General features: G+C 72.7%; 14 protein-coding genes. 11 read left to right on the top strand and 3 right to left on the bottom strand.

What is annotated here, in order from left to right:
* Positions 1–413 precede the first annotated feature (413 nt).
* Genes VGW35_10255 through VGW35_10265 form a run of 3 tightly spaced genes read left to right on the top strand, consistent with a single transcriptional unit; the run spans position 414 to position 2,514 of the window.
* A complete protein-coding gene (locus VGW35_10255; protein ID HEV8308039.1) occupies positions 414–1,484 on the top strand; it encodes a DUF933 domain-containing protein in 1,071 nt (356 codons plus the stop codon).
* Between the two features lie 8 nt (positions 1,485–1,492).
* A complete protein-coding gene (locus VGW35_10260) occupies positions 1,493–2,209 on the top strand; it encodes an AzlC family ABC transporter permease (GenBank protein HEV8308040.1) in 717 nt (238 codons plus the stop codon).
* On the top strand, positions 2,206–2,514 hold the full coding sequence (locus VGW35_10265; GenBank protein ID HEV8308041.1) for an AzlD domain-containing protein: 309 nt from the start codon (positions 2,206–2,208) through the stop codon (positions 2,512–2,514). Before VGW35_10260 ends, VGW35_10265 begins: the two co-directional genes overlap by 4 nt.
* A 17-nt stretch (positions 2,515–2,531) precedes the next feature.
* Here the strand turns inward: VGW35_10265 and VGW35_10270 are convergent, their stop codons facing one another.
* Positions 2,532–4,385, bottom strand: coding sequence for an ASKHA domain-containing protein (locus VGW35_10270; GenBank protein ID HEV8308042.1), 1,854 nt, complete (start codon positions 4,383–4,385; stop codon positions 2,532–2,534).
* Positions 4,386–4,642: 257 nt separating this feature from the next.
* On the opposite strand from VGW35_10270, the gene VGW35_10275 reads away from it, so the two are divergent.
* From VGW35_10275 to VGW35_10285, 3 genes are read left to right on the top strand one after another with little or no spacing between them, the layout of a single operon-like run.
* Positions 4,643–5,257, top strand: a complete 615-nt coding sequence (locus VGW35_10275) for a Smr/MutS family protein (GenBank protein ID HEV8308043.1) — start codon at positions 4,643–4,645, stop codon at positions 5,255–5,257.
* Positions 5,254–6,744, top strand: coding sequence for a hypothetical protein (locus tag VGW35_10280; GenBank protein ID HEV8308044.1), 1,491 nt, complete (start codon positions 5,254–5,256; stop codon positions 6,742–6,744). The genes VGW35_10275 and VGW35_10280 overlap by 4 nt, the downstream gene beginning before the upstream one ends.
* 3 nt (positions 6,745–6,747) lie before the next feature.
* Positions 6,748–6,948 (top strand): hypothetical protein, encoded by a 201-nt coding sequence (locus VGW35_10285; protein ID HEV8308045.1) that lies wholly within the window; start codon positions 6,748–6,750, stop codon positions 6,946–6,948.
* Here the strand turns inward: VGW35_10285 and VGW35_10290 are convergent.
* Positions 6,945–7,139 (bottom strand): hypothetical protein, encoded by a 195-nt coding sequence (locus tag VGW35_10290; GenBank protein HEV8308046.1) that lies wholly within the window; start codon positions 7,137–7,139, stop codon positions 6,945–6,947. The two genes, VGW35_10285 and VGW35_10290, sit on opposite strands and share 4 nt — an antisense overlap.
* Complete coding sequence (locus tag VGW35_10295; protein ID HEV8308047.1) at positions 7,136–7,801, bottom strand: HAD family phosphatase; 666 nt, start codon at positions 7,799–7,801, stop codon at positions 7,136–7,138. The genes VGW35_10290 and VGW35_10295 overlap by 4 nt, the downstream gene beginning before the upstream one ends.
* Before the next feature lie 104 nt (positions 7,802–7,905).
* Here VGW35_10295 and VGW35_10300 point away from each other — a divergent pair, with 104 nt between their 5' ends.
* The 5 genes from VGW35_10300 to VGW35_10320 form a co-directional block, all read left to right on the top strand.
* A complete protein-coding gene (locus VGW35_10300; protein HEV8308048.1) occupies positions 7,906–9,555 on the top strand; it encodes a PLP-dependent aminotransferase family protein in 1,650 nt (549 codons plus the stop codon).
* A 17-nt stretch (positions 9,556–9,572) separates the two neighbouring features.
* Complete coding sequence (locus VGW35_10305; GenBank protein HEV8308049.1) at positions 9,573–10,760, top strand: aminotransferase class I/II-fold pyridoxal phosphate-dependent enzyme; 1,188 nt, start codon at positions 9,573–9,575, stop codon at positions 10,758–10,760.
* A gap of 26 nt (positions 10,761–10,786) precedes the next feature.
* Positions 10,787–11,185, top strand: coding sequence for a PPOX class F420-dependent oxidoreductase (locus VGW35_10310; GenBank protein HEV8308050.1), 399 nt, complete (start codon positions 10,787–10,789; stop codon positions 11,183–11,185).
* Positions 11,186–11,541: 356 nt separating this feature from the next.
* Positions 11,542–12,072, top strand: coding sequence for a hypothetical protein (locus tag VGW35_10315; GenBank protein HEV8308051.1), 531 nt, complete (start codon positions 11,542–11,544; stop codon positions 12,070–12,072).
* A gap of 150 nt (positions 12,073–12,222) precedes the next feature.
* A partial coding sequence (locus VGW35_10320) for a hypothetical protein (GenBank protein ID HEV8308052.1) occupies positions 12,223–12,558 on the top strand: 336 nt, incomplete at its 3' end.

The following is a 12,558-nucleotide window of genomic DNA, read 5'->3' on the forward strand; positions in this document are numbered from 1 at the left end:
CGGCGGGGCGTCGGCCAGGCCGAGCTTGATGGCCACGGTGTTGCCACCCCAGAGGGCGGCGAGGAGGAGGATGAGGCCGACCGCCCGGACATCGAGCTCGCGCGGGGTGGTCACGGCCGTACTCTCGGATCAGCAACTTGAACGGGTCCGGCGTTGGGACCGGGCCGAGACCCGAGCAGCCCTAGGACGCAGGGAGGAGGCGGGCCGAGGCGTATGCCGCATACGTTGAGGCCCGCCGACGACCGAGGACGACGGGATGCGACGGGAATCGGCCCGGGCCGGCTCACGGGCCACGCCGGATCAGCATGGTCGTCTCACTCTAGCAGAGCGCTCCGGCGAGGGTCAAAGCGCCGGTCGGGCGGCGCGAACGCGCTGGACAAGCTCCGGTCGCTCGCGTACACTCCGCCCCTGCCATGAAGATCGGGCTCATCGGGTTTCCCGGGAGCGGCAAGACGACGCTGTTCAATCTGCTCACAGGCGCCGGGGCCGCCGTGGCTCGCCGGGCGTCGCGCGGAGAGCTGCACGTCGGCGTCGCCCGGGTCCCCGACGACCGCCTGACGCGGATCGCGCGCTTGTTCTCCCCGGAGCGCGTCGTGTTCGCCAGCGTGGAGGTCGTCGACCTGGTCGGGTTCGACCGTGGCGAGCGGGCCGGCCTCGACGTGGCCGACCTGCGCAGCGCCGACGCGCTCATCCACGTGATCCGCGCGTTTCCCTCGCCGGTGCTCGGCGAGCCGCCCGATCCGGTCCGCGACGCGACGGCCCTCGAGGAGGAGCTGATCCTGGCCGACCTGGAGGTGGTCGAGCGGCGGCTCGAGAAGCTCGCGACCGGGCTCAAGCGCAAGGCGACCGAGGTCGAGCTGCGGGAGCAGGCGCTGCTGGGGCGCCTCAAAGGGCCCCTCGAGGAGGGGATGCCGCTCCGGGCCCACACCCTCGCGCCCGACGAGGGGCGAACGCTCCGCGGCTTCCAGTTCCTGTCGCTCCGCCCGATCCTCCACTGCCTGAACCTGGCGGAGGCCGACATCCGGCGGCGCGACGAGCTGCTCGGCGCGCTCTCCGAGATGGCGAAGCGTCCCGCGACGCTGGTGGGATGGGTATCCGCGGCGGTCGAGGCCGAGGTGGCGGCCCTGCCGGAGGACGAGCAGCGCGCGTTCCTGGAGGCCCTCGGTCTTCCCGAGCCGGCGCTCCATCGACTCATCCGCGACGCCTACACGCTCCTGGGCCTGGTGAGCTTCTTCACGGTGGGCGATGACGAGGTGCGGGCCTGGACCATCCCGGCCGGCGCCACCGCGCTCGAGGCGGCCGCCGCCGTGCATTCCGATCTGGCCCGCGGGTTCATCCGCGCCGAGGTCATCGCGTGGGATGAGCTGCTCGAGGCGGGCTCACTCGCCGAGGCGCGGCGCCGTGGCGTCCTTCGCCTGGAAGGCAAGGAGTACCCGGTCCAGGACGGCGAGATCTGCCACATCCGCTTCAACGTCGGACGGTGACGGCCGCGATGCCGGACAGCCCGGGCTCGACCGGGAGCCAGGCCCCGAGTCCCGGCCGGACCGCCCTCGCCGAGGGCTGGCCGCTCGTCCTGAGCGCGCTCGTCATCGGGGCCCCGTACGGCATCGTCGCCCGTCAGGCCGGGCTCAACCTGACGGAAGCCATCGGCATGAGCCTCCTCGTCTTCGCGGGATCGGCGCAGTTCGCCGCCGTCGAGCTCTGGCGGACCGGGGCTGGGGCGCCTCTCGTCATCGTCACGGTCTTGCTCCTGAACCTCCGCCACCTCCTCATGGCCGCCGCGCTGCGGCCGTTCGTCGCGGGCGAGCCGCTCGCGCGCCGGCTGGGTCTCGCCTACCTCCTGACCGATGAGGCGTTCGCCATGGCCATCGGCTGGTTCCGCCGGGGCCGGCGCGAGGTCCGCTACTACGTGGTCTTCGGCGCCGCGCTCTGGCTCTGCTGGAACGTGGCCACCGTGATCGGCTCGCTGGCGGGGGCCGGGATCGCCGAGCCACGACGGCTCGGGATCGACTTCGCGATCACCGCGTCCTTCGTCTGCATCGTGCTCCTCGGCATCCGCCGGGCGGGGGACCTCCTGGTCGCCGGGGCGGCCGTGGTGGCTGCGGCGGCGCTCAGCCTGGCCGGGGCCTCCCTGGTGGCGGTGGTCGTGGCCGGGGCGCTGGCGCCGCTCGTCGTCTTCGGGCGGCGGCCCCCGGAGGGCAGGGCGTGATCTGGCTGGCGATCGTGGGGTCGGCGGTGGCGACCTATCTGACCCGCGCCTTGCCGCTGATCGTGACCGTGCGCGGGGCGATGCCGGCGGCCGTCGCCCGCTATCTGGACGCGCTCCCGATCGCCATCATCGCGGCCCTGGCGGGCTCGGGCATCGCCGCGCCGGGCGGCCTGCCGACCGCCGGAGCGGAGCCGATCGCCGCCCTCGTCGTGGCCGGCGTGGTGCTCTGGTGGCGGAACCTCCTGCTGGGGGTGGTGGCGGGAGTGGTCTCGGTGGCGGCGCTGCGCGCGGCCGGCTTGAGCTGAAGGCCCGGCCCGGGGCGTCAGCCGCGGGGGAAGTTCATGCAGTCGACGAAGATGTCCTGGAAGTCCGGATGGGAGGCGAGCGAGACGTGCTCGATGGAGCGGGCGAGGCCCTCGGCCCGCACGCGCTCGGGCTCGGAGACCAGCGCGAGCTGGGCCCCCAGGGCCGCCGCGTTCCCGACGTACCGGATCCGCTCGAGCGGGAGGGCCGGGATCAGGCCGATGCGCCGGGCGCTCTCGATCGAGAGGTAGTTGCCGAAGCCGCCGGCCAGCATGAGCTCGGCCAGCTCCGCGTCGGGGACCCGGAGGACGTGCTGGAGCATGCGAATCCCGCCGCCGATCGCGCCCTTGGCCAGCTGGACCTGGCGGACGTCGTCCTGCGAGAGCACGATCTCTCCGCCGCCGGCGGCCTCACCGCGGGGGACCAGGATCAGCACGCGATCCTCGCCGCGCATCTCGAGGCGTGTCCGGTGCGGCGCCGGCAGCTCCTCGCGCGCCTCGATCCGGATGAGCCCCGTCCAGTCGATGAGCTTGGCGTCGAGGGCCACCGCGATGGCGTCGATCAGCCCGGACCCGCAGATGCCCTGGGGCGCCCCGTTCCCGAGGACGTGGTACCGGATCGTGTCGCCGTCGAGCCAGACGCGGTCGATGGCGCCGACGGCGGCGCGCATCCCGTGCCGGATCTGCGCGCCCTCCAGCGCGGGGCCGGCCGGCGCCGAGCAGGCCATGAGGCGCTCCCGCGTCCCCATCAACACCTCGCCGTTCGTCCCGATGTCGACCGCGGCGCGCACCACCGGGCTCGCGTAGATCCGGGTCGCCAGCGCGACCGCCACCGCGTCGGCGCCGACGAACCCCGCCACGATCGGGAGGAGACAGACCCGCGCCTCGGGGTTCACCTTGAGGTGGAGCGCGCGGGCCGGCAAGACCATCGGATGGCGCAGGACCGGGGCGTAGGGCGCCAGGCCCACGTGCGTCGGATCGATGCCGAGAAGCATGTGGTGCATGCAGGTGTTGCCGACCACGGTGACCTTGTAGATCCACTGCGGCAGCACACCCGATCGCTCGAGCAGCTCGTCGACCTGCTGGTTGAGGAGCCCCAGGATCCTGGACTGGAGCTTGCGCAGGTTCGCGGGATTCCACTGGGCGAAGGCGATCCGGCTCATGAGGTCTCCGCCGAACACCGCCTGGGGGTTCAGGCTCGAGACGGAGGCCATGACCTCGCCCGAGGCGAGCTCGAGGAGCGTGGTGACGACGCTGGTCGTCCCGACGTCGACCGCGAGCCCGAACGCCATCGCGGTCGTGTCTCCGCGCTCGACGGCCAGGGGCTCGCCGAGAAAGGTCGTCACGGTCACCTCGCCCTTGGCCTCGCGCAGGACGGCGGGCAGCGCGCGGACCACGTCCAGCGGGACGGTGGCGGGCGCCAGGCCGGTCGCGTGGCCGAGCTGCTCGAGGTCGGAGGTCTGGTGCGCTTCCTCGCGCGGGAGCTCGACGCGGACGACGCGCTTGACGATCCCGGACTCGAGCGTCGCCCGCGCCAGCGCCGTCCGGTCGCCCTCGGCCCCCAGGATCTGGAAGGCGCGCTCGTCGAGCGGCGGCGCGATCTGGACCGTGGCCGCCTCGGCCGGGACACACTGGCAGGCGAGGCGGTACCCCTCGCGCACGAGGTCGCTTCCGAGCTGCAGCTCGTCGTTGATGGTGGGCGGGGGCACGCACCCCGCCACGACCTTCACGCGGCACGACGTGCAGCGGCCGCGCCCCCCGCAGGTCGCGGTGATGTCGACGCCGTGGGCGTGCGCGGCGCGCAGGAGCGGCGTCCCCGGCTCGATGGGCACGGTCGCTCCGCTCGGGAGAAACGTGACCGGGACCGTCGTCACGAGCGTCATTCTAGCAGAGCGGTCCGCCCCGCCCCGCGTCTCGACCCTGGTCCATCGGGCTTGGTATAGTAGCGCCGAAACCCGAGGGACAGGAGGCCACCGTGACGACGTCGACCGCCGCGGCGTGAGGGAGGATGGCCGGCCGCCGGGCCGCCGGGCGGGGTACCTTCGGAGCAGCAGCGTGATCATCTCCGGCGATGGAACCGGGCCGAGACCCGAGCAGCCCTAGGACGCAGGGAGGAGGCGGGCCGAGGCGTATGCCGCATACGTTGAGGCCCGCCGACGACCGAGGACGACGGGCTGCGACGGGGATCGGCCCGGGCCGCCTGGCGGCGCTGCCCGGCGGCGCGGCCGAGTCGGTGCTGGAGCCCGGAGCGCTGCGGGGCACGCTGGTCATCGCGGGGCACCCCCTCGGCGAGCTCCGTCCGGGGACTCGCCTCCGTCTCGGAGACGGGGTGCTCGTGGAGCTCGACGACGGCCCGGCTGAGGGTGGGCTCCGGGAGGAGGATGGCGCTCCCCCCGTGCCGGCCCGGGTCGTCCAGGGTGGGGTGGTGCGCGTGGACGATCCGGTCGTGATCGAGGCGGTCCGGGTTCCGATCGAGGACGCCCTCGACCTCCATTCCTTTCGCGCCGACGAAATCGCCGAGGTCGTCGGCGAGTACCTCCGACAGGCGCACGCCGCCGGCTTCCGGACCGTCCGGCTGATCCACGGCCGCGGGCGTGGCGTCCAGCGCGAGACGGTGCGGCGCACCCTGGCTCGTTCCCCCCTGGTGGCGAGGTTCGGCGACGCCCCACCCGAGCTCGGCGGCTGGGGCGCGACACTCGCCGAGCTTCGCGACCTGCCGGAGTGGCCCGAGCCTCCCGCGCCGTGAGGGTGGCGGTCCTCACGGCGACCCTTGGCGTCGTCCTCGCGGCCAGCGCTCTCAACCTCGTGCTCGGCGGCCTGTGGGTGGCCGGCGTCGTGAGTCTCACCCTCTGGCGCCGCCGGATGCCCTCGGCGGCGTGGCTCGTCCTCGTCCTGACCCTCGCCGCGGCGACGGCGTTCTCCCGGCTCGGCTGGCTCACCGCGCCGGCGGCGCGAAGCTACGAGGCGGACGAGCTGGCCTGGCTCGGTGCGGGGCTCTGGGGACCGGCTCCGCCGGCCCGGACCGCCGAGTCCGACTTCGAGAGCCGGCGGGCCGCCCTGCGGGCGCGACTCGCGCGCCGCCGTCAGATGGAGTTCCGCGTCACGGGCCGGGAGCTCGGGGAGCGCGCCGCGCTGGCGATCGCGGTCAGTCGCGAGATCGGGCGCCTCCGCGACCGGGCGCCGGCCGAGGTGGCGGGCGTCGAGCACGCCGCGCGCCGGCTCGCCCTCACCCTGACCGCTCCCGAGTTTCGTGACCTGGATGGCCGGGCGACGCGCCTGGCCGAGTGGTTCGCGGACCTGGACGCGCACTTCACGGCCGCGCGCGATGCGGCAGACCTCGACACGGCGGCCCGGGCCCTCGAGGCCCCGGCGATGGCCGCCGTGTCGCTCGGGGCACTGCGCGAGGACCTCGCCCGGGTGGACGCGGCGTCGGCGGCGCTGGTCCGGGCCCTGGCCGGCCAAAGCGTCGGCGTGACCGCAGCCGGGCGACTCGAGTACGCCGAGGCCCGTGGGGAGCTCGTCGTCGAGGACCGCTACGCGTTCACGGCACCGCCCCCGGTCCGCATCACGCGCCTGGACGTCCGCCCCCTCCGGAAGGCGGCGATCGGGGCGGGGTCATCGATGGGCACCGTCCAGACACTGGCGTACGGTCTCGGAACGAGCGAGCTCCGGGAGCTGGGCGGGGAGAACGCGATCGCGGTCGAGACCGGGGTGGCCCGGGTCATGGTGGTCGATCGCCGCACGCGGCCGGTGACGCCGGTGCCGATCCGGGCCGTGCTCAGGCCCATCCCGTTCCACCGGCTTGGCGTCCCGAGCGACGACGGCTCGCCGGCCGAGTTTCCGATCCGGGTCGCTCTCGGCGAGGCACCCGGAGTCGAGGCCGGTCTCCAGCTCGCCGTGGGCCCACGGCGCCTCGAAGAGACCCGGCTGCCGGGCTACGCATTCCACGACGCGAGTCTGCCCGGCACCCTCACCCGCGACGGGGCTCACGACGTGTGGGCTCCGGCCGATTCCCAGCGTGCGGCGGCGCCGGCGGCGGACCTCCGGCTCGAGCTGGTCCCGCCGAATCGGCTCCTGCGCAACCGGGCGTTCGCCCGCCTGGCGCCGTATCTCTACGTCCCGAACCTGACCGTGACGCTGGCGCTCGTGGGGCTCGTCGCGCTGACGAGCATCCTCACTCGCCGGCGGGGACGCCCGGCGCTCCCGCCGGCCGGCAGTGAGCCAGGGAGGTGAGCAATGCGGCTCCCCCTCGCTGAGGTGGAGGCCATGATGGCCGCCCGACCGGCCGGGACGTCGCTGGAGGAGGTGCTCGAGGTCTTCGAGGTCTTCGCCAGCGGCTCGCTGACGGAGGAGGTCTACATCCTGGACGACGTGTCGGGGAAGCGGATCGCCATCGCGCCGAAGGCGTTCAAGCAGCGCTACCAGCCTAGCGGCTAGCCGCTCGAGGTCGGCCGGTCCTTCTCGGCTTCCTGGAGCTGGCGGTAGAGAAAGTCCGCTTCCAGCGGGGTGAGGTCGAACTGGCGCGAGGCGTCGTCGATCAGCTTCGAGCGCTTGGCCGTCGGGTCGTCGGCCAGCCGGTCCAGCACCCACGAGAGCGCACGCTTGATGTTGGGCTCGCCCAGGCTCATCTCAGCGTCTCCATCAGCGTCGGCAAGGCCTCCAGGCTGGGCAGGACGCGATCGGCGCCCGAGAAGTCCTCGTGGCGCGTGGCCGCGCACGGAATGGCCGCCACCGCCATGCCGGCCGCCTTGGCCGCCAGGACGCCGTTCCGCGAGTCCTCGACCACCAGACAGGCGGCCGGCTCCACGCCGAGCCGCCGGGCCGCCAGGAGAAACCCGTCCGGGGCCGGCTTGCCCCGCGCCACGTCCTCACCCGACACGACCGCCTCGAATGTCTCTGCGAGGCCCACCGCGTCGAGGATGGCGCGGATCACCTGGCGCGGCGAGGCCGAGGCGAGGGCGAGCCGGAGCCCGGCCTCCCGGAGCGCGCGTGGCACGGCCGGCACTCCGGGGAGCGGGCGGGCCTCGGCGCGGATCAGCGCCACGAGGTGCGCCGTCCGCGCCTCGACCAGCGCCGTCGTCGGCTGAGGTAGATCGAAGAGGATGCGGAGCACCCGGAGCATCTCGGCGTCGGTCTTTCCGAAGAATGCGCGATTGTCCCGCTCCGTGTACGAGGTCCCGCGCGGGCCGAGGACTTCCTGGGTGGCGCGGAGGTGCAGAGGTTCGGAGTCGGCGAGCACGCCGTCCACGTCGAAGATGACCGCCCGGGGACCCGTCATCTGGACCGACATGGAAAAGTCGTGAAGCCACCGTCAGATGGCACGCCAACCCTCCGAATGGTTCTGAAGCCGAGCGAGACCGGGTGATCGCTGAAGCTGCCCTACTCTACCCGAAGGTGACCGGACGGCCGAAGGAATTTTCGCCGCCTCGTGGCAACTGGGGTCTTGCGAGCCCGGAACGGCAGGGCTCTAATGACGGTGCACTGTCGGCTCCACCGGAGGAGGCTCGCCTGCAGATTGCTCTCGACCGCACGGGCGGAACGCCGCTCTTCCTCCAGATCAAGCGGCATGTGGAGGGGCTGATCTCCGGGGGCGTGCTGCCTCCGGGGAGCAAGCTCCCGGCGACGCGCGAGCTCGCGCGGGCGCTCGGCACGAACCGCGCGACGGTGACGACCGCCTACGACATGCTGGTGGCGGAGGGGTGGACTCGCGCCCACGTGGGGCAGGGGACGTTCGTGGCCGAGCGTGGCGCCGCCGGCGCGACGGCGCCCGTGGCCGCGTCCCCGGTCACGACGCTCGCCGTGGACTGGGAGGCCGCGTGCTCCCGCGGCGCCCGCCGGCTGGCCGCCGATGCTCGGCGTCGCGAAGGCTTCGAGGCCGCCACCGGGGCCGACGGGCGCCTGATCTCGTTCGTGGGCACGACGCCCGATCCGACGCTGTTCCCGACCGAGGCTTTTCGCCGCGCGCTGAATCGGGTCATCAAGCGCGAGGGGAGCCTCCTCCTCCAGTACAATCCCGTGGCGGGGTATCCGGCGCTGCGGCGATACCTCGCGGCCTGGCTCGTCCGCCACGGGATCGAGGCGCCCGAGGAGGAGGTGCTGGTCGTCAATGGGTCTCAGCAGGGTCTCGACCTGATCGCGCGTCTCCTCATCGATCCGGGAGACGCCGTCGTGCTCGAGCAGCCGACGTATCCGGGCGCCATCCAGACCTTCGGCGCCGCCCAGGCGCAGATTCTCCCGCTGCCGATCGGTGCCGATGGTCTGCGCGTGGAGGCCCTGGCCGCGCTCCTCGACCGGCACCGCCCGAAGCTCCTCTACTGTCAGCCGAGCGGCCAGAACCCGACCGGCCTCTCGCTCGATCCGGCCACCCGCCGCGCGCTCCTGGAGCTCTGCGCGCGCCATGGCCTTCCCGTCGTCGAGGACGGCTTCGGCGGTCCGGCCGACGCCGAGCGGGGTCACCTCCCGCTCCGCGCGCTCGACCGGCACGGGCTCGTGATCCACCTGGGCACGTTCTCCAAGATCCTGTTTCCCGGCCTGCGCCTGGGGTGGATGGTCGTGCCGCGCCCGCTGGTCGAGCCCCTCTCGAGCATCAAGCAGCTCGCGGACCTGTCCACCAGCGCCCTGCTCCAGGCGGCCCTGACCCACTTCTGCGCGCAGCGGCGGCTCGAGCGGCACGCCCGGACGGTTCGGGCCGAGTATGCGCGTCGCCGGGCGGCGCTCCTCCGGGCGCTCGCCCGCCATCTGCCCCGGGGCGTCGCGTGGACCACCCCCGACGAGAGCGGCTTCTCGCTGCTGGTCACGCTGCCGGAGGGCCTCGACGCGGCCGCGCTCTTGCCACGCGCGGTCGAGCGCGGCGTGGCGTACATGCCCGGACGGTTCTTCTTCGTGGGCGATCAGGGCGAGCGGACGCTGCGGCTCGCCTTCGCGTCGCTGTCCGCCCCCCGCATCGAGGACGGTGTGCGGCGGCTCGCCGAGGTGCTCCAGGAGGCCGTGCGGCGGCGCCGACCGCGCGTGGCCGGCCCCCGGGCGGCGCTCCCGCTGGTCTGATCGCAAGGAGGTGTGGCATGGCGACTGGACCCCGTTTCGCGACCCGGGCCGCCCGCGGCGTCGGACCTCCGGCGTCCGTCTCGCGGCCCCTGACCCCACCGATTCACCTGGCGAACGTCTACGCCTTCGACGACCTCGCCCAGGTCGATGCCGTGTGGGAAGGGCAGCGGCCCGGCTACATCTACGGCCGGTTCGGGACGCCCAACCACACGATGCTGGAAGAGACGCTGGCCGGGCTGGAAGGGGCCGAGGCCGCGGTGGTCACGGCGTCCGGCATGGGGGCGCTCACGGCGATGCTCCTCGCCGCGCTCCAGCCGGGCGACCATCTGGTGGCCGGCCGCGATCTCTACGGGACGACGACGGCGCTCCTGCGGGAACAGGCCCCGCGGTGGGGCATCGCCGTGAGCTTCGCCGACGCGGCGGAGGCCGCCCAGGTGGAGGCGGCTCTCACGCCAGCCACGCGCGCGATCTTCGTCGAGGCGGTGTCCAACCCGCTCCTGCGTCTGGCCGACCTCCCGGGGCTTTCCGACCTGGCCCGCCGCCGCGGGCTGACGCTCCTGGTCGACAACACCTTCGCCTCGCCCGCGCTCCTGCGGCCCCTCGAGCACGGCGCCCTGGCCGTCCACCACAGCGCGACGAAATACCTGTCGGGCCACGGCGACGCCACCGCGGGCGTGCTGGCGGGACCGGCCTCGCTGATCGGCGCGGCCCGGGCCCAGGCCGTCCGGATCGGCCTCAACCTGGGACCGTTCGACGCGTGGCTGGTCCTCCGGGGGCTCCGCACGCTCGCCCTCCGGATGGAGCGGCACTCGGCGAATGCGCTGACCCTCGCACGCCTCCTCCACGAGCGGCCGGAGATCCGGCGCGTCTACTATCCCGGCCTGCCCGATCATCCCCAGCACGGCCTCGCGCTCAAGCTCTTCTCGGGCGGGTTCGGCGGTATGCTGGCCTTCGAGCTGGCGGGCGGGGCGGCGGCGGTGGAGCGGTTCTTCCGGGCCCTGCCCCTCCTCGAGTTCGCGCCGAGCTTCGGGGATCTGACGACGACCTGGAGCTATCCGGCGCGGACCTCCCACCGGCCGCTCTCGGCGGACGAGCAGGCGAAGCTCGGCATCGATCCCGGTCTGATCCGGCTGTCGGTCGGGATCGAGGACGTGGACGATCTCCGGGACGCCCTGCTGACGGCGCTGTCGGCGACGGGAAGGTAAACCCTCACCACGACAGGAGACGACGCATGGCCGCGACCATCCCCGACACGTTCAAGGACCTCTTCCAGAAGAAGGCCTTCGCGAGCCTGGCCACCGTCATGGCGGACGGAAGCCCGCAGGTCACGCCGGTCTGGTGCGACTTCGACGGGAGCCACATCCGCATCAATTCCGCCCGAGGTCGGGTCAAGGACCGGAACATGCGGCGGAACCCCAAGGTGGCGCTGGCCGTCCTGGATCCCGACAACCCCTACCGCCACCTCGCGGTGCAGGGGCGGGTGGTGGAGGTGACCGAGCAGGGGGCCGACGCCCACATCGATGCCCTGGCCAAGAAGTACCTCGGGCAAGACCGCTACCCGTTCCGGCGGCCGGGAGAAGTCCGGGTCATCTACAAGATCGCCCCCGATCGCGTCGCGTCCATGGGCTGAGGCGTGCCGCCTCGTTCGGGTGGTGGCGGTACCATCGCCATGCCGAAGAAATGGGCGGCGAGGTATCCCACTGATTCCAAAGGGACTGAAGTTGGTATCCTCGTTGCTCCGTCCCTGGTCGGGAGTTGGGCTACCTCGCAGGGACGCCGCGGGCTCCCTTGCAGCCCACGCGGGCCCTTGACGTGCCCGCGGGACGCAACATACATGTGATTCACTCGAAAAATGCCCCGGGAGGAGCCGCGTGGGATCGGCAACCGCGGTCCTCGCCGCACGGGGTCGCGGCTCGGGAGCCGCATGGGATTAACCCAGCACCAAGGGAGGGAGCTACCATGAGGACGCGATGGCCGTATGCGCTGTTGACCCTGCTTCTGGCGTGGGGCGTTGTCGGGGCCGATCCGGCCGATGCCCAGATAAGGGCCTGGACGGCACATGGGTGGATCGGCGCCTCGCATATCGGAAACCCGGGATTTTTCACCTTCTTTACCAATGGCAAGATCGAGCTGAAGCCCACCGTGAGCCCGGGACCCGGCACGTCGACGTTAAGGTACAACGTCGTCGCGGTGGACGGCCTCTACGAGCCGACGACCGCGACCGGCTTCCGCCTCGTTGTCCGCTACAAGGACACCTCCCCCGACGCGAAGATCGTCGTAAAGCTCATCGAGACGGACATCGCCTTTACGGGGACGGAGACGGTCAAGCTCACCTTCGACAGCTCGACCAAGCCGGACAGCCCGAACTACCAGAGCCAGCAGGCGTCCGCCTGCGGCGCTTTCATCTTCCAGACCAAGGCGTATCGGCTGGAGGTGGCATTCACCCAAACGCCGAGCGCCACCAGCGCCGCGAAACTGGGGGTCCACGGCTTCATCCTCCACAGGGCCAACTGCTGAGGCTGCGGGCAGGGCGAGAGCCCCAGGCCATGTCGCCGGCCACCGGCGCGGTCGGGCGCCGCGGGGAAAGGGGGCAGAGCCAGAGTCCCACGGGCCCAGGAAGCTGGTGAGACAGGAAAACAGTCGTGACCTCAGAGAAGGAGGGCTGAGATGAGCCGACGAACCGTGCTCGGAAGCGCACTCATCCTGCTGGTCACCTTGGCCGTCGCGCTCGTGCCCGCCGGGGACGCACCGGCGGGGCAGTTCAAGCGCCTGACGGGCTCCGAGATCCTGGCGCCCGGTGCCCAGATCCAGGCCCACGCGAGCCCCCGGAACCAGGGCACTGCCATGGAGATCGACGTATACGAGTGGATCGCCGCATCGGCGGCCGCGCCCGTCCCGTACCGCTGCCGCATCATCCTCAACCTGACGGGCCAGCGGCTCAACCTCCGGATGATCGGGGCGGACGGATCCATCTTCTCGAGTTGCGTCGCGCCGAGCGGCGGC

Source organism: Candidatus Methylomirabilota bacterium, from assembly GCA_036005065.1.
GTDB lineage: Bacteria > Methylomirabilota > Methylomirabilia > Rokubacteriales > DASRDR01 > DASYQW01.

What these genes read in the sequence shown, in the direction of transcription:
- VGW35_10295 (HEV8308047.1), bottom strand. Translation starts at nt 7,801, where the DNA reads ATGTCGGTCCAGATGACGGGTCCCCGGGCGGTCATCTTCGACGTGGAC.
- VGW35_10305 (HEV8308049.1), top strand. Translation starts at nt 9,573, where the DNA reads ATGGCGACTGGACCCCGTTTCGCGACCCGGGCCGCCCGCGGCGTCGGA.
- VGW35_10285 (HEV8308045.1), top strand. Translation starts at nt 6,748, where the DNA reads ATGCGGCTCCCCCTCGCTGAGGTGGAGGCCATGATGGCCGCCCGACCG.
- VGW35_10255 (HEV8308039.1), top strand. Translation starts at nt 414, where the DNA reads ATGAAGATCGGGCTCATCGGGTTTCCCGGGAGCGGCAAGACGACGCTG.
- VGW35_10275 (HEV8308043.1), top strand. Translation starts at nt 4,643, where the DNA reads ATGCCGCATACGTTGAGGCCCGCCGACGACCGAGGACGACGGGCTGCG.
- VGW35_10310 (HEV8308050.1), top strand. Translation starts at nt 10,787, where the DNA reads ATGGCCGCGACCATCCCCGACACGTTCAAGGACCTCTTCCAGAAGAAG.
- VGW35_10290 (HEV8308046.1), bottom strand. Translation starts at nt 7,139, where the DNA reads ATGAGCCTGGGCGAGCCCAACATCAAGCGTGCGCTCTCGTGGGTGCTG.
- VGW35_10260 (HEV8308040.1), top strand. Translation starts at nt 1,493, where the DNA reads ATGCCGGACAGCCCGGGCTCGACCGGGAGCCAGGCCCCGAGTCCCGGC.